The 20297-nt window shown below is 54.9% G+C and carries 21 protein-coding genes and 1 riboswitch; of the genes, 17 read left to right on the forward strand and 4 right to left on the reverse strand.

Going from position 1 to position 20297, the window contains the following annotated elements; translation table 11 throughout:
* Nucleotides 1–88: 88 nt before the first annotated feature.
* From JCM12296_RS43780 to JCM12296_RS07725, 15 genes are all read left to right on the forward strand, one after another.
* Nucleotides 89–1057, forward strand: coding sequence for a hypothetical protein (locus JCM12296_RS43780; RefSeq protein ID WP_054691363.1), 969 nt, complete (start codon nucleotides 89–91; stop codon nucleotides 1055–1057).
* Nucleotides 1041–1925: a DUF2860 family protein gene (locus JCM12296_RS07665; protein ID WP_246804061.1), complete on the forward strand. Its 885-nt coding sequence runs from the start codon at nucleotides 1041–1043 to the stop codon at nucleotides 1923–1925. The genes JCM12296_RS43780 and JCM12296_RS07665 overlap by 17 nt, the downstream gene beginning before the upstream one ends.
* Nucleotides 1925–3238, forward strand: a complete 1314-nt coding sequence (locus JCM12296_RS07670; protein ID WP_054691365.1) for a BamA/TamA family outer membrane protein — start codon at nucleotides 1925–1927, stop codon at nucleotides 3236–3238. Before JCM12296_RS07665 ends, JCM12296_RS07670 begins: the two co-directional genes overlap by 1 nt.
* An 81-nt stretch (nucleotides 3239–3319) precedes the next feature.
* Nucleotides 3320–4165 carry a hypothetical protein gene (locus tag JCM12296_RS07675; RefSeq protein WP_054691366.1) on the forward strand — a complete coding sequence of 282 codons (846 nt, stop codon included), beginning with the start codon at nucleotides 3320–3322 and terminating at the stop codon, nucleotides 4163–4165.
* The gene (locus JCM12296_RS07680; RefSeq protein ID WP_054691367.1) at nucleotides 4162–4425 is read left to right on the forward strand and encodes a hypothetical protein; all 264 of its coding nucleotides are present in this window, start codon (nucleotides 4162–4164) and stop codon (nucleotides 4423–4425) included. Before JCM12296_RS07675 ends, JCM12296_RS07680 begins: the two co-directional genes overlap by 4 nt.
* Nucleotides 4426–4525: 100 nt before the next feature.
* Nucleotides 4526–5758, forward strand: coding sequence for an esterase/lipase family protein (locus JCM12296_RS07685; protein WP_172683806.1), 1233 nt, complete (start codon nucleotides 4526–4528; stop codon nucleotides 5756–5758).
* Nucleotides 5755–6741, forward strand: coding sequence for a patatin-like phospholipase family protein (locus JCM12296_RS07690; protein WP_054691369.1), 987 nt, complete (start codon nucleotides 5755–5757; stop codon nucleotides 6739–6741). The genes JCM12296_RS07685 and JCM12296_RS07690 overlap by 4 nt, the downstream gene beginning before the upstream one ends.
* Nucleotides 6723–7025, forward strand: a complete 303-nt coding sequence (locus tag JCM12296_RS07695; RefSeq protein WP_054691370.1) for a hypothetical protein — start codon at nucleotides 6723–6725, stop codon at nucleotides 7023–7025. Before JCM12296_RS07690 ends, JCM12296_RS07695 begins: the two co-directional genes overlap by 19 nt.
* Before the next feature lie 153 nt (nucleotides 7026–7178).
* Nucleotides 7179–8648 carry an alpha/beta hydrolase gene (locus tag JCM12296_RS07700; protein WP_054691371.1) on the forward strand — a complete coding sequence of 490 codons (1470 nt, stop codon included), beginning with the start codon at nucleotides 7179–7181 and terminating at the stop codon, nucleotides 8646–8648.
* Nucleotides 8645–9655 carry a GGDEF domain-containing protein gene (locus tag JCM12296_RS07705; protein ID WP_054691372.1) on the forward strand — a complete coding sequence of 337 codons (1011 nt, stop codon included), beginning with the start codon at nucleotides 8645–8647 and terminating at the stop codon, nucleotides 9653–9655. Before JCM12296_RS07700 ends, JCM12296_RS07705 begins: the two co-directional genes overlap by 4 nt.
* 117 nt (nucleotides 9656–9772) lie before the next feature.
* Nucleotides 9773–12118: a mechanosensitive ion channel family protein gene (locus JCM12296_RS41515; RefSeq protein ID WP_213182060.1), complete on the forward strand. Its 2346-nt coding sequence runs from the start codon at nucleotides 9773–9775 to the stop codon at nucleotides 12116–12118.
* A gap of 142 nt (nucleotides 12119–12260) precedes the next feature.
* Nucleotides 12261–12459, forward strand: a riboswitch (cobalamin riboswitch).
* Between the two features lie 350 nt (nucleotides 12460–12809).
* Entirely contained in the window at nucleotides 12810–13454 is a 645-nt protein-coding gene (locus JCM12296_RS07715) for an ABC transporter substrate-binding protein (protein WP_218188005.1), read from the forward strand.
* Nucleotides 13448–13696: an ABC transporter substrate-binding protein gene (locus tag JCM12296_RS41520; protein WP_218188006.1), complete on the forward strand. Its 249-nt coding sequence runs from the start codon at nucleotides 13448–13450 to the stop codon at nucleotides 13694–13696. Before JCM12296_RS07715 ends, JCM12296_RS41520 begins: the two co-directional genes overlap by 7 nt.
* Entirely contained in the window at nucleotides 13693–14700 is a 1008-nt protein-coding gene (locus JCM12296_RS07720; protein ID WP_054691374.1) for a FecCD family ABC transporter permease, read from the forward strand. The genes JCM12296_RS41520 and JCM12296_RS07720 overlap by 4 nt, the downstream gene beginning before the upstream one ends.
* Nucleotides 14697–15482 carry an ABC transporter ATP-binding protein gene (locus JCM12296_RS07725; RefSeq protein WP_054691375.1) on the forward strand — a complete coding sequence of 262 codons (786 nt, stop codon included), beginning with the start codon at nucleotides 14697–14699 and terminating at the stop codon, nucleotides 15480–15482. Before JCM12296_RS07720 ends, JCM12296_RS07725 begins: the two co-directional genes overlap by 4 nt.
* 221 nt (nucleotides 15483–15703) lie before the next feature.
* Here JCM12296_RS07725 and JCM12296_RS39690 read toward each other — a convergent pair whose 3' ends face one another.
* Together JCM12296_RS39690 and JCM12296_RS39695 are read right to left on the reverse strand one after the other, a co-directional pair.
* The gene (locus JCM12296_RS39690; protein ID WP_172683807.1) at nucleotides 15704–15916 is read right to left on the reverse strand and encodes a hypothetical protein; all 213 of its coding nucleotides are present in this window, start codon (nucleotides 15914–15916) and stop codon (nucleotides 15704–15706) included.
* Nucleotides 15917–15919: 3 nt separating this feature from the next.
* Entirely contained in the window at nucleotides 15920–16075 is a 156-nt protein-coding gene (locus JCM12296_RS39695) for a hypothetical protein (protein ID WP_172683808.1), read from the reverse strand.
* Nucleotides 16076–16351: 276 nt separating this feature from the next.
* On the opposite strand from JCM12296_RS39695, the gene JCM12296_RS39700 reads away from it, so the two are divergent.
* Both JCM12296_RS39700 and JCM12296_RS07735 read left to right on the forward strand, forming a co-directional pair.
* A complete protein-coding gene (locus JCM12296_RS39700; protein ID WP_172683809.1) occupies nucleotides 16352–16978 on the forward strand; it encodes a histidine kinase dimerization/phospho-acceptor domain-containing protein in 627 nt (208 codons plus the stop codon).
* Nucleotides 16975–17883, forward strand: coding sequence for a response regulator (locus JCM12296_RS07735; RefSeq protein WP_054691377.1), 909 nt, complete (start codon nucleotides 16975–16977; stop codon nucleotides 17881–17883). The genes JCM12296_RS39700 and JCM12296_RS07735 overlap by 4 nt, the downstream gene beginning before the upstream one ends.
* A 77-nt stretch (nucleotides 17884–17960) precedes the next feature.
* On the opposite strand, the gene JCM12296_RS50290 is transcribed toward JCM12296_RS07735, so the two are convergent.
* Nucleotides 17961–18119: a DUF2196 domain-containing protein gene (locus tag JCM12296_RS50290; RefSeq protein ID WP_479690856.1), complete on the reverse strand. Its 159-nt coding sequence runs from the start codon at nucleotides 18117–18119 to the stop codon at nucleotides 17961–17963.
* Nucleotides 18070–19803 (reverse strand): DEAD/DEAH box helicase, encoded by a 1734-nt coding sequence (locus JCM12296_RS07740; RefSeq protein ID WP_083455943.1) that lies wholly within the window; start codon nucleotides 19801–19803, stop codon nucleotides 18070–18072. Before JCM12296_RS07740 ends, JCM12296_RS50290 begins: the two co-directional genes overlap by 50 nt.
* Between the last annotated feature and the right edge of the window lie 494 nt (nucleotides 19804–20297).

Genomic DNA, 20297 nt, shown 5'->3' on the forward strand with positions numbered 1-20297 from the left:
TACGATTTTCCCATGGTCATGAACCGCAAGACCATCTTTTGGGCCTGAACGAAGAGAACCCGAAGATACAGTGAAACAGTGTGAAGCCATGAGAAAAGTATTTTTCGTTATACTGGTCTTTTTGCTGGCGGTTCCGGCCGGTGCCGATACCACCCGGCCGGTGCACATCGTCCGTTTCAACGATTACGCGTCAGGATCCGAGGAAGACTGGCTGCTCGGAAAGGGCTTTCAGTTCGAGCAAGATGCCAAGCGCCGTAACTATATCGATCTGGAGGTGGCCGATGACCGTCTCATTATCGAAGCCAAACGGCCTGCTTTCGGCATCCTGACAAACGAAACCGTGAACGTCCCCACATTCAGCAGCGTGGAAATCGATTGGGGGGTCAACACCTTTCCCGAAGGCGCCTCCTATGAGCAGGGGATTCGCAACGAAGCCATCATGGTGATTTTTTTTCTTGGCGACGAGCGCCAACCCAGCGGTGCCCTGTTCATTCCCGACTGTCCCTACTTCGTCGCCCTTTTCCTCTGTCACGGTGACGACCGTGTGACGCATCCGTATGTGGGATCTTATTTCAAAAAGAGTGGCCGGTATGTTTGTGGCGACCGCCCCGCTATCGGCCAGGTGATTACGACGCGCTTTGACCTATTGGCCGCGTACCGTTCCTATTTCGATAAGGAGGGCGACGACGACCCTGCCATATCGGGGATTGCCCTGGCGCTGGACACCAAAAAAGCGGCAGCGCCGGCCGGTCTTCAGCGTTTATTCGCGAGATTCGTATTTATTGATGACGGGGGAAATGACCGTTGCGCCGAAACGGAACGGGTTCGCTGGAAATCTATCGGTTTCTCGAGAAAAAAAAACCGACATAATCATGAATCAAGAGAGAAAGGAAACCAAGATGGTACGCAAGTTCATATTAATGGCGGTCGCAATCCTGCTTCTTTCCGGCAGCGCACATGCGTTGGATCCGATTCCCCAGGAATCCGGGTTCAGCGGTTTCGTGCGCGCCGGTGCCGGCATCCTCAAGTACAAGAGCAACATGGTTGCCGGGAATAACTTCATGGATGTGGGTACTGAAAGAATCGACAGCCTGACCGATGAGCCCGATTCAGATACGACGGGAATGGGGATGCTCAATTTCGAGTTGGCCTACACCCTTTCCGCCACACGGACCCAGTTCACCCTGGGGTCCCAACTCGAAGACATCGCCCAGCTGCAGTTGGGTCAGCAGTTGGCGATCAAGCAGGAATTGCCCGACAAGAGCATCATCATGGCCGGCTTCCTGTTCTCGGGCATTCCCACCGAGGTGTGGAAGGATCCCTACGTGACCGACAGCCCCCGCCAGGAAACGGATCGCGACTCCGCCGGCGCCCGGTTGGTGTTCGACCGCATTCTGGGTTCGAAATTCGAGCTGCGGTATACCTTCCGCAATATCGAGATCGACGATGAAGCCAGCGGCAGGGCACTGGGATTATCACGTGCCCAGCGGGACCTGCTGCGCCGCGACGGAACCGACCATTGGCTGGATTTGAACTATCGGTTCACCTTTCAGCAGCGGCATGTGTTGATTCCCAGCATCACCTATTTCGTGAACGACCGGGACGGTGATGCCATGAGCAACGAGGGGCTCGATTTCCAGCTGACCTACCTCTTTTTCAATGATCCGCTTACCCTGGTCGTCAATGGACGCATCGGCGCGGCCGATTATGACCGAACCAACCCCATTTACGGCAGAACCCGGGAAGACGATCGCTTTGGTGCGGACGTTCAGGTCTACTACAAGAACCCGTTCGGCTGGGAGCCTTTCGGGTTTAACGATTTCAGCGTGTTCGCCATGGGGACATACTGGATGACCGATGCCAATATCGATTTCTACGATACGGAAGTGACTGTCGCCCTGGCTGGTATGATGGTTCGTTTCTGATGCCGTCCGCCGTTCCGTTGATGCGCGCCATTGCCGTCAGAGGCGTCTTATGCCTGGTCCTGCTCGTGGGATTTCCACCTGTTGCAGCGTCATTGGAAATCCTCGCCGGACCGGACGGGCAGGTATCGGCGCAGTCGCTGAGCCTGCCCTATGCCTTCTACAATGAGAACTTCGGTACCGCCGTGGGCTATGTTTACGGTACCGTCGGATTTCCACAGCGGCAATCCTCGTTGTTGGCGACGGTGATGGCCGGCACCAAGGGGTCGGCCATGGGGTTCTTGATCGGCCGGGATTTGCGGCTCCCCTGGTCGGAACGCCTCTTCCTGGATCCGGTGGTATCGGTCGGCTATTTCAAGGAGAACGATTTATACATCGACGGCAACCTTGAGTATGCGGATTCCAGGGCCGGCGGCAACGATTCCGACGAATCCGATTTCATCACCGGCGACGGATGGGACAACTACTTACGCCTGACCTTCAAGTACCTGCTGCCCATCGGACGCGGCTGTGAGAGCGTTGTGGATGTGTGCCGTATCGATCGGGGAATGCCGATGCAGACCAAGGCGTACCCCTTTTCGTTGAATCCGCTGAAAAGCGGCAAGTCCTATCTGGAATTAAGACCGTTCTATCGGTCTCAATCCATCGCGGGCGACCGTTTTGAGGAAGAAGTCAGGACCAACGGCGTCAATCTCGGCCTGTTCTGGGACAACCGTGATTTCGTTCCCAACCCGTCCCGCGGCTTCTCGGTGCGGACCAAGGTCTCCAGGGATTTCGGCGGACTGGACAGCTCCGGATCATGGACCAATGTGGATGGCGAGCTTGACGCCTATATCCCCTTGGGTGCCACCCGCTATCTGCGGCAACAGGTGATCGGCGTCAACTTCTGGACCGCCTACTCCCCGTCATGGGAGGTGCAGGCCGATGGCAGTATCGATAACCGCCCGCCGGCCTACACCGGCGCGACCCTCGGCGGCATGTGGAAATTGCGCGGTTATCCCTCCCAGCGGTTCAGCGACAAGGCCGCCGTCTACTACGGGTTGGAGTGGCGACTGATTCCCCGCTGGAATCCGTTTTCCCGGTCCGCGTGGCTGCAGCGGCATCTGGGCATCCAATGGATCCAGCTGGTGCCGTTTTGTGAACTGGGACGGGTGGCACCCTCCTGGAACCTGGGCGAACTGCACCGGGACATGAAATGGAGCCTCGGCCTTGGCATACGGGCCTGGGCCAAGGGAATCGTTGCCCGCATCGATGCGGCCTCATCCGAGGAGGGATTCAAAATCCAGATGATGGTCGGGCAGCCCTTTCAGTTCTGACCACCGGCTCAGTGGCATGCAAACGCGATCGATTGACAACGGTCATATCCAATCTCAAAAAAAATTTGCGGAGGCTTAACGATGAGAAGAAAACGGATGGCGATCATTTCCGTTTTGGCGTTAATGGCGCTTTTTATTCCCTTGGTTCCGGTTTGGACCATTGATGCGGCGGCAACGGATGCGGAGGCCGATCTCGCCCAGGAGCTGACCAATCCCCTGGCCGATCTGATGACGATTCCGATCCAGGTCAACTACGACCAGGACATCGGTCCCGCCGATGCGGGCGAAAGGTGGCAGATCAACATCCAACCGGTGATTCCGTTTCATCTGAATGAACGCTGGAACCTGATTTCACGGACAATTGTGCCTGTGATCCAGCAGGATGACATCTTTCCGGGTGAAGGGTCTCAGTTCGGCCTGGGGGATACCAGCCTGAGCCTCTTTCTTTCACCGAAGAAACCCACGGCCAACGGCCTGCTATGGGGTGTCGGCCCGATTCTGCTCCTGCCGACGGCAACGGATTCGCTGCTTGGCGGAGAGAAGTGGGGCGCGGGGCCCGCCGCGGTGCTGTTGACCATGCGGGGGCCGTGGACCATGGGCCTGCTGGCCAATCATGTCTGGTCCTTTGCCGGCGACAGCGACCGATCGGACATCAGCAACACCCTCATCCAACCCTTCGTGTCCCACACCTGGTCGAACGCATGGACCCTGTCGGTTCAATGCGAAAGCACCTACAACTGGGAAACGGAAGACTGGTCGGTGCCGGTCAATGCCGCCGTTTCCAAGCTGGTCTATTGGGGCAAGTTGCCGGTGAGCTTGCAGGCCGGTGTCGGCTACTGGCTGGAGGCCCCCGAGACCGGACCCGAAGGATGGCGCTTCAGATTCCAGGCGAATTTCGTGCTCCCCAACCTGTTCAGCGGGAAATGACGCTTGAACCGGAATCGATGGCGATCGTCGATGGGTCGCGGTGGCCATTTCAAGAGGAAGAAAGGAGACTTTCCAATGAAAAAGAGAAAGACAAGTTGCGAACGGATGGTTCCTATCCGTGCCAAGGGGCTGAAATCGTTGCGGAGCTGCGGAATCGAGACGGAAAGATCAACCGTGCAAGCCTCGGCAGCGCCATAACCGTCGGCGATCGTCTTCGCCGGATCGTCAGTCCTGACGATTCGCACCGGATCAGGCAGTAATCATTTTCTTTCGATATTGATAGAATCAACCGCGCAAGGAGAGAACCCCACGATGAGACCCCATGTTGGCCTGTTATTTTCGATGGTAATGGCAATCATCATGATCAGCCTGCTTTGTGGCTGCTTTTTTCGGGATTTAAAAAATGATCTGGCCGAATACGATGCCTCATACGCCCTTGTGGGAAAGATTCTCAATCTCAACGAAGAGCAGCAGGGCAAGGTTATTGTTATTTTGTATTCAGAGGAAGCGGACGGCCGCCGAAGTCCGATAAGCTGCGTGTTTCCAGAGGATTCGGGACATTTTTCTTTTTTGGTGAAACCGGGCGTCTACCATTTAAAGGCCTTCGAGGACAGCAATGAAAACTTCGATCATGACCCGGGAGAATATGCGGGGGAATTCAGCGATCCGATTCGAATCACACCCGTTGAAGCAAATACAGCGGGGAAGGTCAAAAGAGCCCGCCAGAATCTGGACATCCAACTTTCCCCGAAGCAAACCTTCATCGATGACCTGGACAAGCTGAGCGACCTTGCGATCGAGCAAATGCCTGTTTTCAAGCTCGGTGTGATCAAAAAACTCAATGATGGCCTTTTCGATGAAGCCAATGGAAGCATCGGTTATTGGAAGCCGCTGGCCTTCATCAAGCAGTTCGGTGTCGGCATTTATTTTACAGAGCCATTTGATCCGAAGCGGATTCCGGTCCTTTTTGTCCATGGTGCCACCGGTACTCCCGCAGGATGGCAGGATATTGTCGACCAACTGGACAAAAAACGATATCAACCGTGGTTTTACTATTATCCATCCGGTATCCGTCTGGATGTCGCCGCTGAAATCCTGCATGGGTTGATTCAAACGTTGCATGATCAATACCGGTTCGATCGCCTTTATATCACCGCCCACAGCATGGGAGGGCTCGTTTCCAGGGCGGCGATCCTGCCCACCCCCACCCACCTTGCGCCGTCCTACGTGAAGCTGTTTGTTTCCATGTCAACACCCTGGGGCGGGGTTCGGATGGCGGGAAAAGGCGCCGAAAAGGCGCCTACGGCCATTCCCTGCTGGCATGATTTGGCGCCGGGCAGCGAATTCATCCGTACGATTTACAGCCGATCCCTTTCCCCGGATATCCCTTTTTATCTACTTTTCAGCTACAAGGGAAATTGCAGTCTGTTCATGGAAAACAACGACGAAACCATCGAGCTGAAAAGTCTGTTGGACTACCGGGCGCAAGACGATGCCGCGGGGATCTATGGCTTCAACGAGGGGCATGCGAGCATACTAACCAGCCATGAAACCATCGTGCGTTATCTGGAGGTGTTAAAATCTGTTCAATGAGAGGGATATCGACATTCATCAGCGGCGAGAAAACGGCTTTCCCGGCATTTCTCAATATCAAACGGTGGTCGGCAATGATCATCGTCGTTTTGGCCGGTTTTCAGTTGAGCGGGTGCGCGACACCGGACCGGAATGCACTTCCGGACGCTTCGGCGGTCTCGGCGCGCATCCCCGGTATCGATCAAGCCTACATCTGGGGCGATCAATCCGGGCTGCGACTCGACACGCACAAAAGCGCATCGTTGAAGAAGATCGAAGCGATGGTGGCCAACCATGGTGAAATGGTGCTGAAAAAGCCGCTGTATTATCTGGCCCTGTCCGGAGGCGGCCCCAATGGCGCATTCGGCGCGGGAATTCTCAACGGATGGTCGCTAACCGGCCAGCGTCCTGTGTTTACTATCGTGACCGGTATCAGTACGGGCGCCATTATCGCTCCGTTTGCCTTCCTCGGGTCAGAGTATGATGCCACGCTACGTGAGATTTACACCCGATATCGGACTGAGGATGCACTTTCGTTCCGTTCGATCCTTGGCATCCTGATCGGAGAATCGGCGGCCGATGTTACGGGGATGAAGCATCTTCTTGGCAAATATATCGACAAACCGCTGATGAAGGCCATCGCCAGGGAGCACAACAAGGGGCGGCTGCTGTTCATCGGCACCACCAACCTCGATGCCGGCCGACCGGTGATCTGGAACATCGGCCGCATCGCCGCCAGCGGCGCACCGCATGCCCTTGAGTTGATTCAGGACATCATTCTCGCATCGGCCTCCATCCCGGGGATTTTCCCGCCGGTGATGATCGATTATGAGCCGGCGGCAGGCGATACCAGGAGATGCATGTGGACGGTGGCGTCACCCGGCAGGTGTTCCTGTTCCCGGCGGCGCTCCAGTGGCATAAATTCATCAAAGAACTCGGGTTTTCCGGTAGCCAGCATCTCTATATCCTTCTCAACGGAAACCTGGTGCACCAACGCAAGGTAATCGACCGTGACATTTTCTCGATTTCCGCGCGATCCATTCAAACGCTGATCAAAAACCAGGGGCTTGGCGATTTGTATAAGCTCTTTCTCATCGCCCGGAACAACGATATGGCTTACCATCTCGAATTCATTCCCTCTGATTTTTCCGAGAAGCCCAATGAGATGTTCGACCTCAATTACATGCAATCGCTTTTTGACCTGGGTTTCGCAAAAGGCCAGCAACCCGATCACTGGCATGTCCTGCCGCCTGGTTTCGCCAGGGAAGATGCCGACGGTATTGACTGACGTGACATCGATACAATCGTTGTCGCCGGATCACTTTCCGATGCCCCATGATCAGAGACGGTCATTGAGGGATCAAGGATGGCTACCTTGCCGTGCCTGCGCTGGTTAAGGACCGACGCTCGTGGGACGGACGGCACGCCCGGAGGCGCCCCCATGATGAAGCGCGTCTTTTTCGCGGCTCTATGGGCGCTGTTGGGGGGATTGAGCACGATGATCCTGGTGGCGGTGGTCCATCTGGGAAATCGACCGGATCTCCAGCCCTGGCATGCGGTGCACCTGGATGCCGAGTTCAGCGCCGACTCAGCGGTGTCGGACATGAACGGCTACCTGGCCATTGAAGATCGGCTTTTTCGGCAGCTTGAGCAAGGAATCGTGGATCGGTTGCCATCCGCCGAACAGATGTCCCTCAGTCGTTACCATCGCGGCAGTTTGACCGATCCCGGCCGGTGGGATCGCAACTGGAACCGGACCTTTGAGTTCGCGGCAGTGGAGCCGGTTGCGGGTGTCTTGCTGTTGCATGGCATGTCCGACGCCCCATACAGTTTAAGGGCCTTGGGGCAACAGCTAAACGAAAACAACGCATGGGTGTTGGGGCTGCGCCTGCCCGGCCATGGTACGCTTCCCTCCGGTCTGATCCGGGTAACCTGGGAAGATATGGCCGCGGCGGTCCGCCTCGCCATGCGGCACTTGCGTGAGCAATTGGGCGACAAACCGCTTTTTATCATCGGGTATTCCACCGGCGGCGCCCTCGCCGTGGAATACGCGATGGCGCAGATCGATGGAAACGATCAGTTGCCCGCGGTTGAAAGGATCGTTCTAATTTCTCCTGCGATCGGGGTGACCCGCATGGCCGCCCTGGCGGTCTGGCAGGATCGCATCGGTCGCTGGCTGGGGGTCGATGCGCTCTTGTGGAACAGCATCCAGCCGGAATACAACAGCTTCAAGTACAATTCATTTGCCATCAATGCGGGCGCCCAGGTGTTTCGCCTGACCACCGCGCTTCAAAAACGGCTGAAAAGGGCCTCTGCAAACGGCAGCTTGGTGCGCTTCCCGCCGGTATTGACCTTTCAATCGGTGGTGGATGCGACGGTGTCGACACCGGCCCTATTTACCGGCCTGTACAATTATTTGACCAACGCGGGCAATGAATTGGTCTTCTTCGACATCAATCGCCATGCCGGTGTCGGCAGTCTGTTGATCAACGACCCGTTAAAAAGGATGCAGGCGCTGATGGCGCCTACGGGTACAAAATACCGCCTCAGCCTGGTGACCAATGAGAACCCGCGGAGCAGACGCGTGGCCGTGACCGCTTATGAAGACGGTAAGCGCCTTGCTCCGCCGCTTCTCCTTCCCTGGCGTTGGCCCGAGGATGTCTATTCCCTATCCCATATCGCGTTGTCGTTTCCGGAAGACGATCCCTATTACGGGAATTCGGTTTCCGCGGTCAATCCGGGAATCTCTTTGGGCAACATCACGCCGCGTGGTGAAAGGGGCCTGATCTGGATACCCGCCAACGAGGTCCTGCGGCTGCGCTGGAATCCGTTCTATCCCTACTTGGAACAGCGTGTCATGGCGTTTCTGTCTTTGAAAAAGAACACGCGGCAATCGGAGTTGTCCCCATGAAAAACCAGTTTGAATCAAAACAATATTTACGAATCGCACTTGAGATGATCGGCAAGCATGGACTTTCTCCCGATCCTGTAAACTACCACGTCTGGTATGCATATGCAGTGGGAGACAACGAAACGCTCAAGCGGGACATCGATAGGCACGTCGAGGAGAGGGGACTCTTGTCCGACGATGTGATCCTGCAGATGTTCAACCAGCATATTGCGACGAAGGAGCAGAATATTACGTCGCTGGTTTCCAAACAACTGAAAGCGGTGCTTGCCGAAATCGTATCCGCCATCGCATCTGCCGACCATCAGTTTGACGGGGCGAGTCAAAACCTGAATGCCATCCACGCATATATAGACCAGAATCTGTCGGAAACGGAACTGGGAACGATCATCAAGGATATAAAGGCAGAAATCGGCCTGCTCAAGTCCGCCAACGGTGCATTCCAGGCACAACTGAAACAGGCCGACCAAAAAATAACAGACCTGAACAGGAAGCTGTCCCGATACCACGAGCAAGCACATAAAGATCCGTTGACCCAGGTGGACAATCGCCGGGCATTTGAAAAAAAACTTCTTGAGGTCATTGTTGGATCGAACACGACGGAAACCGCTGTTTGCCTGATTCTTGCCGACATCGATCATTTTAAAAGGGTCAATGACACCCACGGCCACCTGGTTGGAGACAATGTTCTCAAAATGGTGGCGGCCACCATTAAGGAATCCGTAAAAGGTCGGGATACCGTGGCACGCTTTGGGGGTGAGGAGTTTGCCATCCTGTTGGCCGATACGCCCATCGAAGGGGCCGCGAAACTGGCCAATGATATGCGGCTCGCATTTGAACTCATGGATTTCAAGAAACGCAACACCGGAGAAAAGATTGATAAAATAACACTTTCTTTCGGTGTCACGCAATATCGGCGGGGGGAAGATGCAATGGACTTTATCAATCGGGCGGATAAAGCCTTGTACCGGTCGAAAAACACCGGCCGGAATAAAGTGACCGTTGGCTAACCGACAATGCGAATAAGAGAAAAAACGGTACCCATGGTGATGGTCTTGATGGCCGTGTTTTGGATCTTCTGTATAGAGACGGCCCCCATGGCCCATGCCCGATCCCGGGAAAATGACGTGTCCATTGACGAAGAGATAAATTCCGGACCGTTGCCGGGCCTGTCAGATATCATCCCCATGGCGGCCCAACTGTCGGGCCGTTTTGAGACGCTGGAAAAACGGATTGACAATCTGTCTCTTGACGCTTCTGAATTCGAAATCAAACTGGTTGCCATAGAAGAGCGCCTGCGGCGCTTAGCGGATCAATTGGTTCAGGTGAAAGCGTGGGAAATCAATAAGCTGAAAAAACTCGTGTCCATCAGAGAGGCCGTTGAGATAGAAAAAGATCGGTTGGCGGGCATCGGCAGCCCACTGAAAAATAATATCCGTCAATTTGGAATGTTAAGAAAAGAATGGTCCACCGAGAAGACGCATTGGCATGAATGGCGGTCGGCCATCATGCAGGAGGGCGTGTTCGATCAACTTCAACCGGTTTTCATCAAAACGGACGAGACGATCGACAGGGCTCTCCATCACATTCTTCAGCAGCTCAAGACGATGCTGAAGATGCAGGAGAATGCCGGTCGGATAGAGACAACACTCTTCACCATGCAAGACGAGATCGCCAGCCAGATCATGAATAGACGCCGGATGGGGCTGGCCGGCAGGTCTTTCCCGTTGCTCTCGCCCCGCTTTTTCGGTCAATTCAATGGCGCATTATGGCATGAACTGAAAGCAGGGATGGATTCGATCGACTGGCCCAACAGCCGTTTTTTTGCTCGAATGGGATGGATCCTGGTTCTGCATGCGCTTTTTTCGATTATCCTCTTTGCCGCCATCTGGCGGAACCGTGAAACGGCCAAAACGGAAAGCTACCGGCAATTCGTCTCCTCCCGGCCGTTGTCGGTGGCGTTGTTTGCAGGATGCATGGCAACCTTGGCGTTATACGAAACAGTTGGAAATTCAGATGTGTGGCGCCTGTTCCTGTTTACGGTCAGCCTGGCATCCATGTGCCGTCTCGTGGGAAGCGTAAGCAAATCACCAGAAGGCACCCAGTTTGTTTACGGTTTGGTCAGTGTTATTATCGTCACGCAATTCATGCAGGTGATCCACCTGCCGCTTCCGCTTCTTCGCCTGTATCTCTCTTCAACCGCGATTGTCGGCGTGGCTTTTTGTATTTACTGCGCGCGAAAAAGTGACCAGAGAAAGCTGTCTTCTTACTCTCGTTCATTTCGATTGTTCGCGCTGTTCCTGTCCTTTATCATCGTTGCCGAACTGATCGGCAGGACCAAATTGGCGCTTTATCTTCTCATATCATTTATAACCACGGTCGGGGTCCTGATTTCCTATGCGATTTTCAGACACTTGATTCGCGGAACCGTGGAATGGGTATTGAGTGCCTCGTTCTTTCGAGGCGCCGAAGGATTGTTTAAGCGTACGAACCGGATCATCCGCCAGACCACGATCGTTGTCGACATCATCTTATGGGGGTTTTTCTTCATCCCGACCATTCTTGTCATCTGGAAAGTATACGATAGTTTCGGATTGGCGATTAAAGGATATCTCTCATTGGGGGTTGAAATGGGTTCCCAGCGGATCAGCCTCGGCCTGGTGATTACCGCCTCAGCCATTTTATATGTCACGTTTTTCGTGTCCTGGGTATTACAACAAACGGTATTGACCCAATTGCTTTCGACGCGCCAGGTGGAAATTGGCGTTCGGCATGCGATCGAACGATTGGTCCATTATCTCATTGTGTTTATGGGTATTTTATTCACGTTATCGGTGCTTGGCCTGGATTTCACAAAGCTTACGATCCTGTTGAGCGCCCTTGGTGTGGGGATCGGTTTCGGACTCCAGGGCATTGTGAACAACTTTGTCAGCGGAATCATCTTGCTCTTTGAGCGGCCGGTACGGGTGCACGATATGGTCGAAATCGACGGACAATGGGCGGTCATCGGAAGAATCGGCCTTCGATCCACGACCGTTACCACTTTCAGTGGATCGGATCTGGTCATTCCGAATGCGAATCTGGTCAACAATGAGGTCACCAATTGGACGCTAAGTAATCGCCGCGCACGGATTGATGTCCCGGTGGGGGTTGCCTATGGTTCAAACGTTGCCAAGGTCATTGATCTTCTCACGGCCTGCGGTAAAAACAACCCATGGGTGGCTCCGGTACCGGAACCGATCGCGCTTTTTCTGCATTTCGGAGAAAGTGCACTCGAATTTGAACTCCGCGTTTGGGTGTATGATGCCGAAAACAGGTTGATGGCCCAATCGGAGATTCACCAGGAAATCGATCAAAAATTCAGGGAGGAAGAAATCGAAATCGCCTTTCCGCAACGGGATCTCCACCTGCGCGGGATCGATGCCTCGAGCGCTGCTTTCAATCACTCAAGCGGAGCTAGATCAACAAGTTAAATTACCGTGTGTGTTTTCGCAACGAGATCCCCGCCGATACACGCAACAGACTTCATGTCGTACCGGATCCCTTTTTGGGAAAACCGAAAACCCATTGACATCAAACCGGCTTTTGGGTTTATTGACGCCAAAAGATAAAGCGTTCATCCGGTTGCCATCCAGGCGGATTCATCCCTGGGGGCGTTTGACGAGGGAAAGCGGTGCGAATCCGCTGCGGACCCGCCACTGTGAGTGAAGACGAAAGCCGCGAGGAGCCCACGGCCTGATTCGATGGGGCGGGAAGGGGCGGCCGGTAGGATGATCCACAAGCCAGGAAACCTCGAAGGATGACAGAATCCCATGTGCCTTCGCGGTCGAGGCTGATTCAACCCGGCGACAGACAGACGTGTTGCCCTGCCTTGGTTCCGTTTTCGGGCAGGGCTTTTTTTATTGACGGCGTCGTAAAACGTCCAATATCTTCGTTACGCTTCATCCCTCGTCACTGCGGCGTACGCAAAAGTACGCCTCATTCCTCGGGATTCGCAAGCCTCGATCTTGAACGTTTTACGACGCCGTCCGAAAAACGACAGTTTACGAGACTGTCTCGATTGATTCGGAATGTCCCATGGAGAATCCGCGCGTTTGTCCACTGCCATACCGACCGGCGACCCGGCACGTCCAGGGATCTATCCGGTGGGCCGGCCGGTGGTTGATGACACTGCTGCTGACGCTGCTTTTGCCATCCTGGCTGGCGGCCGGAACCGTTGCCGATCCGCCGGAACAAAAGGTCGGTCTGCCGGAGCATGCCCGACGGATCGTCGCACTGGCCCCCAGCATCACCGAAATCCTCTTCTCCCTCGGCCTGTCCGATAGGCTGGTGGGGGTGACCCAGTTCAGCGATTTTCCGGCGCAAGCCGCACGCCTGCCCAAAGTCGGTTCCTACGTCCACCTGGACGTGGAAAAGATTGTCGCCCTGCGTCCCGACCTGTGCATCGCCATTAAGGACGGCAATCCCGTCTCCGTGGTCAGCAAACTGGAATCCGTCGGCATCCCGGTCTACGCCGTGGATCCGCGCGATCTCGGGTCGGTCATGGGAACCCTGCTGGAGCTGGGCCGGATACTGGATGCGCGCCAACGGGCCAGCGAAATTGTCAGCGGAATGCAGCGACGCATCGATGCGGTGAAACGGCAGGTGGCCGGCACCGATCGGCGACCCGGCGTCTTTTTCCAGATCGGCATATCGCCGATCGTTTCGGCGGGCACGCCCACCTTCATCCACGAACTGATCACCCTTGCCGGCGGGACCAACCTGGCCCGGGGACCGATCCCCTACCCCCGTTTCTCCAAAGAATGGTAATCGACCTGCGGCCGGAGGTGATCATCATCACCTCCATGGCCAGACAAACGGTATTCGAGGCCGTCAAACGAGAATGGCAGCAGTGGGAGGGATTGCCCGCGGTGAAAAACAAACGCATTTATCTGGTCGATTCCAATGTCCTCGACCGCCCCACCCCGCGGCTGGTGGACGGCCTTGAGCTCCTGGCCAGCCTGATCCACCCCGACGGCTTCAAGCCTCCTTCCCCCAAGGCGCAGCCATGACCCGCCATTCCGGCAGCCTTCCGATGAAAATTGCACTGGTCTGCGCGGTCCTGCTCCTTTTTCTTCTGGGCGCCATCCTGGCCGGGATTTCCATGGGGTCGTCGGGCAGCGCCCTGAAAACGGTCTGGTCGTCACTTTTCCAGGACGGCGGCGATGCCATGCAGTCGGCCATCATCTGGCGGATCCGCCTGCCACGGGTGCTTTTGGCCGCACTGGTGGGTGCCGCGCTTTCCCTGGGCGGTCTCGTTTTCCAGGCGCTTTTGAAAAACCCCCTGGCCGAGCCTTACATCCTGGGCATTTCCGGCGGTGCGGCGATCGGTGCCATCATCGGTATTCTTCTGGGTCTGTCCCGTATCCCCGGCGTGGGCATTACGGCATTTCTCGGCAGCCTGGCCACCTTGCTGCTGATCCTGATCATCTCATCGGGCCGTGCCATCCTGGTCAAAGACGCCCTGCTGCTCTCCGGCGTCATGATCAATGCCTTCTGCACCGCGGTGATCATGTTTCTGCTCTCCATCACCCAGGACGCCCGCCTGCACAAAATTATCTTCTGGCTCATGGGTGACCTTTCGGCGTCGCAAATCCGACATGTGGGGATGCTGGCGGCCGTATTGCTGCCCTGCTTCGCTGTCATCTTCCTCTATTCCAACCGCATGAACCTGCTGCAGGTGGGCAGTGACCTGGCCGCGTCCATGGGCGTGCCCGTCAGGCGGGTGACCCTCGTGCTGCTGGTCACCACTTCGCTGATGGTCAGCGCCACGGTCAGCCAGTGCGGGCTGATCGGTTTTGTCGGGCTGGTGATTCCCCACCTGTTGCGGCTGATCGTCGGTCCGGATCATCGGGTGCTGGCCCCCGGCTGTATCCTCGGCGGTGGCGCCTACATGGTGGTGTGCGATCTTTTGGCCCGCGTCCTGCCCGCGCAGGGGGAAATGCCCGGCGGCGTGATCACGGCCATGATCGGCGCCCCGCTGTTCATCATTCTCCTCAGGCGGTCCAAACGATGAGCCCAACCATCCACGTTCACGGGATGCACTGCGCCTACCCGAACACCCCGGTGCTGCGAGATCTGACCTTCAGCGTGGAGCCAGGCGACGTCTTCGTGATCATCGGTCCCAATGGGACCGGAAAAACGACCCTGTTAAAAGTATTGGCCGGCCTGCTGCCCCCTTCAAGGGGAGAAATTCTCCTCTCCGGTCACCCGTTGGAACGGATCAAGCAGAGACAACTGTCGCGCCAACTGGCCTACGTGGCCCAAACGATCGCCGATGACTGTCCGTTTACCGTAAGAGAACTGGTCCTCATGGGGCGGGCACCCTATCTGGGCGTGCTGGGTATCGAAGGCCAGGCCGATATCGCCATCGCCAGCCAGGCCATCGAATTCACCGGGCTTTCTCACCTGGCGACGCGTCCGGTCAGTCATCTCTCCGGCGGAGAACGCCAACGGGCGCAGATCGCCCGGGCCATCTGCCAGCAACCGGACCTGATCCTGCTGGACGAACCCACGGCGGCACTGGATCTGGCCCACCAAGTGCGGGTCATGGAATTGCTTGTCAGCCTAAGCAGAACCCAGGACACCACGGTGGTGATGGTCTCCCACGACATCAACCTGGCGGCCATGTATGCCGACCGTATCCTGCTTTTGGTCGAAGGCCGGATCGCCGCCTGTGGACCTCCCCGTGCGGTAATCGACGAGCGGGTTCTCTGTCCGGCCTATGGCTGTCGTCTACGGGTGGATACCAGCCCATGGGGCGCCTGGCCGAGGGTCAACCTGGTGAAGTCGCGGTAACGATTCATTGGATATCAGTTATTACTTTCAATATTAGACAGATACAAATCTATTGGAACAAGGTTACAACCTTTTAAAGGTTGTAATTGTTTCTCGAAAGCATTTAAAAAAGAGATAGCAAACTGTGTTGCGTTGATGATCGCATTGGGTTCTGACTGAAAACGGCAGAGAGTGTGGACGTGACCGTCGGAAAAATCGTATTGCAATCGGCCGGTTCATTATCAGTTGCAGTGACAGCGCTGATCATGGTGATCGCGCAACTCATCTTTATCCTCAAAAAAACCAGATTCGCACTTTATGGTTGGAGTGTCGGCATCTCTTTTTCCGCCATGCTCTATGCCATCGGAATATTTTTCGAATACAATGCGCCCCCAGGACCCATCAATCAATGGGCGGGTCGCCTTGAATGGACGGCCATTCTTTTCCTGATTCATATTTTATACGGCTTCACGTTTACCTATTTTAAAATCGATGGAAAACACTATCACCAAATCGCAGGCATTTTTCATCTTATCCTGATCGCCATGATTTGGCGTACCGACATTTTTATCTCCGACCAATTTGTCACCCGCAACTTCATTGGCCTCTCCCAACCCTTCATTGAACCGGACCTGGGTCCAATGGGGTCATTCTTCGTGCTGTATGGTTTCCTGGCATGTTGGGTTGCCATTTTCATATGGGTAAGGCACAGGGACCCCAACGACCACCATAAAGGCCCTTTTCTTTTGGGCATCATCCTTTGGACGGTGCTTGGCATCCATGACGGCATGGCGGCACTCGGTGTGATAACATTTCAATATCTTATGGAATACGGTTTTCTGCTCTTCGCGATTATCGTTCTTTGGATTGTTAGCAGCAGATTCTATGAAATGTTGTCCGAAGATAAATACCGCATCGTTACCGAATTCGTTAACGACGGCATCCTCGTGCTGCAGGACGGAATCACCGTTTTTGAAAATCCGGCCTGTCGCTCCCTGGTCGGCCAGTCGGTAAAAGGTTGGACCATCGAGGATTTTTCGACGCTTCTTGGCAATTCCGAAAAGGAAAAACTTTTACGTTTTTACGATTCGTTGGTCCATTCCAGGGATCAGGGAAATTCGATCGTACTCAATGTCGGCAAGGAAGATGACTTCGAATCGGTTATCGAAATCAGGGCCAATACCATTGCGTATAAATCCGGGACCGCTTTTCTGGCCGTTTTAAGGGACATCACGGAACAAATTCGCAAGGAGAAAGAACTCAAGGAGAGTGAGGAAAAGGTTGCCCGACTGAAAAAAATGGAATCCCTGGGATTGCTTGCCGGTGGTGTTGCCCATGATTTAAACAATGTGCTTTCGGGAATTGTCAGCTACCCGGAGTTGATCCTGATGGACCTGCCCGAGGACAGCAAGCTCAAAAAACCGCTCCTCACGATACAGGATTCTGGCACGCGGGCCACGGCCATTGTCAATGAGCTGCTGACCATCGCCCGGGGGGCGGCCATTGAAAAAAGGTGATCAACCTAAACCGCGTCATAACGAACTACGTGAGCTCTCCGGAGCACAAAAAACTGCTCATGTTTCATCCCCGGGTCAAGGTTGAAACACAGCTTGATGCCCAACTCCAAAACATTAAAGGGTCTTCGTTGCATTTCGGCAAAGCGGTGATGAACCTGGTGTCCAACGCTGCGGAGGCGATCCAAGACGAAGGGAAGGTGGTCGTTTCAACCGCCAACCGGTACCTTGACCGGGCCGTGAATGGGTATAGCACCATTCCCGAAGGCGAATATGTGGTTTTGACGGTTGAGGACAACGGCCCGGGAATCGACCAGGACGGTCTTGATCGGATTTTCGAACCCTTCTACACCAAGAAGGTCATGGGCCGAAGCGGCACCGGTTTGGGCCTGACCCTGGTTTGGAATGTCGTCCAGGATCACGATTGCCACATCGACGTCACCAGCAATAAACAGGGTACACGCTTTGACATTTATTGCCGCACCACTCGCGAGATGTCTGCGGAAATGACAAACCATCTTTCATTGGCGCACTTTTTGGGTCAAGGCGAACGGATTCTGGTGGTTGACGATGTCAAAAACCAGCGGGAAATCACCTGTTTGATGCTGAACAAGCTCGGCTACATGACGGATTCGGTTTCATGTGGTGAAGGGGCCGTTGACTATATCAGGAAACGTGGCGGGGTCGATTTATTACTTCTGGATATGATCATGGATCCCGGGATTAACGGACGGGAAACCTACCAGCGCGTAAAAGAAATCCAGCCTGACCAGAAAGCGATTATTTTAAGCGGTTTTTCAGAAACCGAAGATGTCAAACAGACACTCAAGGCTGGCGCCGCCAAGTATTTGAAAAAGCCGGTGACCATTCATGTACTGGGGCAAGCGGTGAAGGAGATGATGTGTTAGCGCTTGATACCAAGCAACAAACCGGTTCCGGTCGTCAAGATCACCCGCCGCCATTTGGTGGGCAATGAGGCACCCAATCATAGAATCGCGCCTACGTGTCGACAATCTGCTTGACGCGGCCCACCTGCCCGTCCACCAAGCGCACTTTGATGCCATGGATGGTACGGCGATTTGGTCAACAGGTGCTTAACCACGCCGCGGGTCAGCGTGCCGGTTCGCTGGTCTTTTTTTAGCACAATGTCGACGGTTTGTCCGGGATGAATATTTTTTTGATATTGGTTTTGCAACGGATCGCCTGCCTTCTGAGGGGGAATTGTCCACCGGTTTTATGGTGACGCTGCGATTGTCCAGTTTGGCATTTCTCAGGCCAGATAGAACCTTGTCGGCCACCCGCGTATCCACTTCAAAAAAGGAAAATTCCCGTTTCAGATGGATCTGGCCGATTGTTTTTGACCGGATGCCGGTCTTGTCGCAGACCCATCGGACAATGGCACCTTCGTTGATCTTGTCCAGCCGGCCGATATTGATGAAAAAGCGCCGAACGTCCCTTTCCGCGTTATCGGTAAACGCGCCCGCCCTTTTTTCCCGTTTAACGGAGCGAACATTCAAATCCTGGCTGTCGTGGTAGTCCTTCAAGAAACGATTGAATTCCACCGAGACAAAACGCTGGATCAACTCTTCCTTGCTCAGACTTGAAAGCGCCTTCTGCGCCAGCGGAAGATAAGCGGCCATATCGCCGTGTTTGACCTCAACATCGGCCATCTTTTGAACGATTGTCAAAAGCTGTTTCTCGCAGATATCCCGTCCCTGGGGAATTTCTCCCCTTTCAAATCGCACGCCCGACAGCCGCTCCAGCTCAGGCAATCGTCTTACTTCACGGGAATTGACCAACATCAGGGAAAGGCCTGATTTTCCGGCCCGGGCGGTGCGACCACTGCGGTGGGTATAGCGTTCGGTTTCATCGGGAAGATTGTAGTGGATCACATGGGAGATGTCTTCCACATCGATGCCCCTGGCGGCCACATCGGTGGCCACCAGAATCCGCAAGGCGCGGTCCCGGTAGCCCCGCATGACCCGGCTGCGCTGCTCCTGGGACAGATCGCCGTGCAGCGCCTCGGCAGGGTAACCCTCTTGGGAGAGTTTTTCCGCCACATTTCGGGTTTCCGCCCGAGTACGGCAAAAAATAAGTCCGTAGATGTCGGGCTCGATATCGATCAACCGCTTCAAGGCAGCATATCTGTCCGCTTCCTTGATCACATAATAAATATGTCCGATATTCTCAGCCCCCATGTTGCGTCGTCCCGTGGACACTTCGATGGGGTCTTTCATATAGGTCTTTGCGATTCGCTCGGCCGCTGCCGGCATCGTGGCGGAAAAAAGCCAGGTCCGCCGGGTGCCAGGTGTACGCTTGAGAATTTCGTCGATATCCTCTTGGAATCCCATGCTGAACATCTCATCCGCCTCGTCCAGGACCACAAATTGAACGTGTGCGGTGGATACAACGCCGCGGTGCATCAGATCGAGCAACCGGCCGGGGGTCGCCACAAGGAGCTGCGCCCCACGCTTGATTCGTCGGATCTGATCCGCCATGCCGGCCCCGCCATAGACCGCCACGATTTCCATTTGCTTCAGATGGCGTGCAAAGCGCGTCAAATCCGCCGTGATTTGCAGGCATAGTTCACGGGTCGGGCAGATCACCACGCCTTGCGCCGCGGCCTTGTTTGGATTGATCAACTGCAGCATCGGCAGCCCGAACGCGGCCGTCTTGCCGGTTCCGGTCTGGGCCAGGCCCACCAGGTCAGACCGGCCTTCCAAAAGTCTGGGAATGGCGGTTTGCTGGATGGGTGTAGGGGTTTCAAATCCCAACGCGTGAATGGCTTTTAACAGATGGGGATGTAACCCCAGCGCATCGAAGGTCATCTTTTTATCGTCCTTAGGCTGGCGGAAAAAAATAATTCCACCATCCTGCTTGTCTTTGTGCCCGTCTACCGCGTTACCGCCACAGGCACATATTCTCGATATGCACCGGTGGCGGCGCCTTGTAGACGACCACAAATCCGGCGCGATCTGGGGGAATTATTTCTTTCCGCCAGCCTTAAAAAAACAAGACCGTCCAGCATGTTGCACGGACGGCCGCTAAATCGCAACTTTACCCAAATGTTGATGTCTACACAAAACTGCTCTTTATGGACTTCTTCTTGAAAAAGATCAATAAGAATCAACAAGAATCGGCAAAAATTGATGCACGCATAAAAAGTCGCTATCCCGACGGGCTTGTTACGAATCCGTCAAAACTTAGAAACTGTACTTGAGTTCAAGAAACAACCTATCGTTATCACTGATATCCTTGAACGCGGGCAGATGGCCCGACTGATAAAAGACGATGCCGCCATTGACCGTAAACGCGTCGGCGA

This window comes from Desulfosarcina cetonica JCM 12296 (assembly GCF_001311845.1).
Classification (GTDB): Bacteria; Desulfobacterota; Desulfobacteria; order Desulfobacterales; family Desulfosarcinaceae; genus Desulfosarcina; species Desulfosarcina cetonica.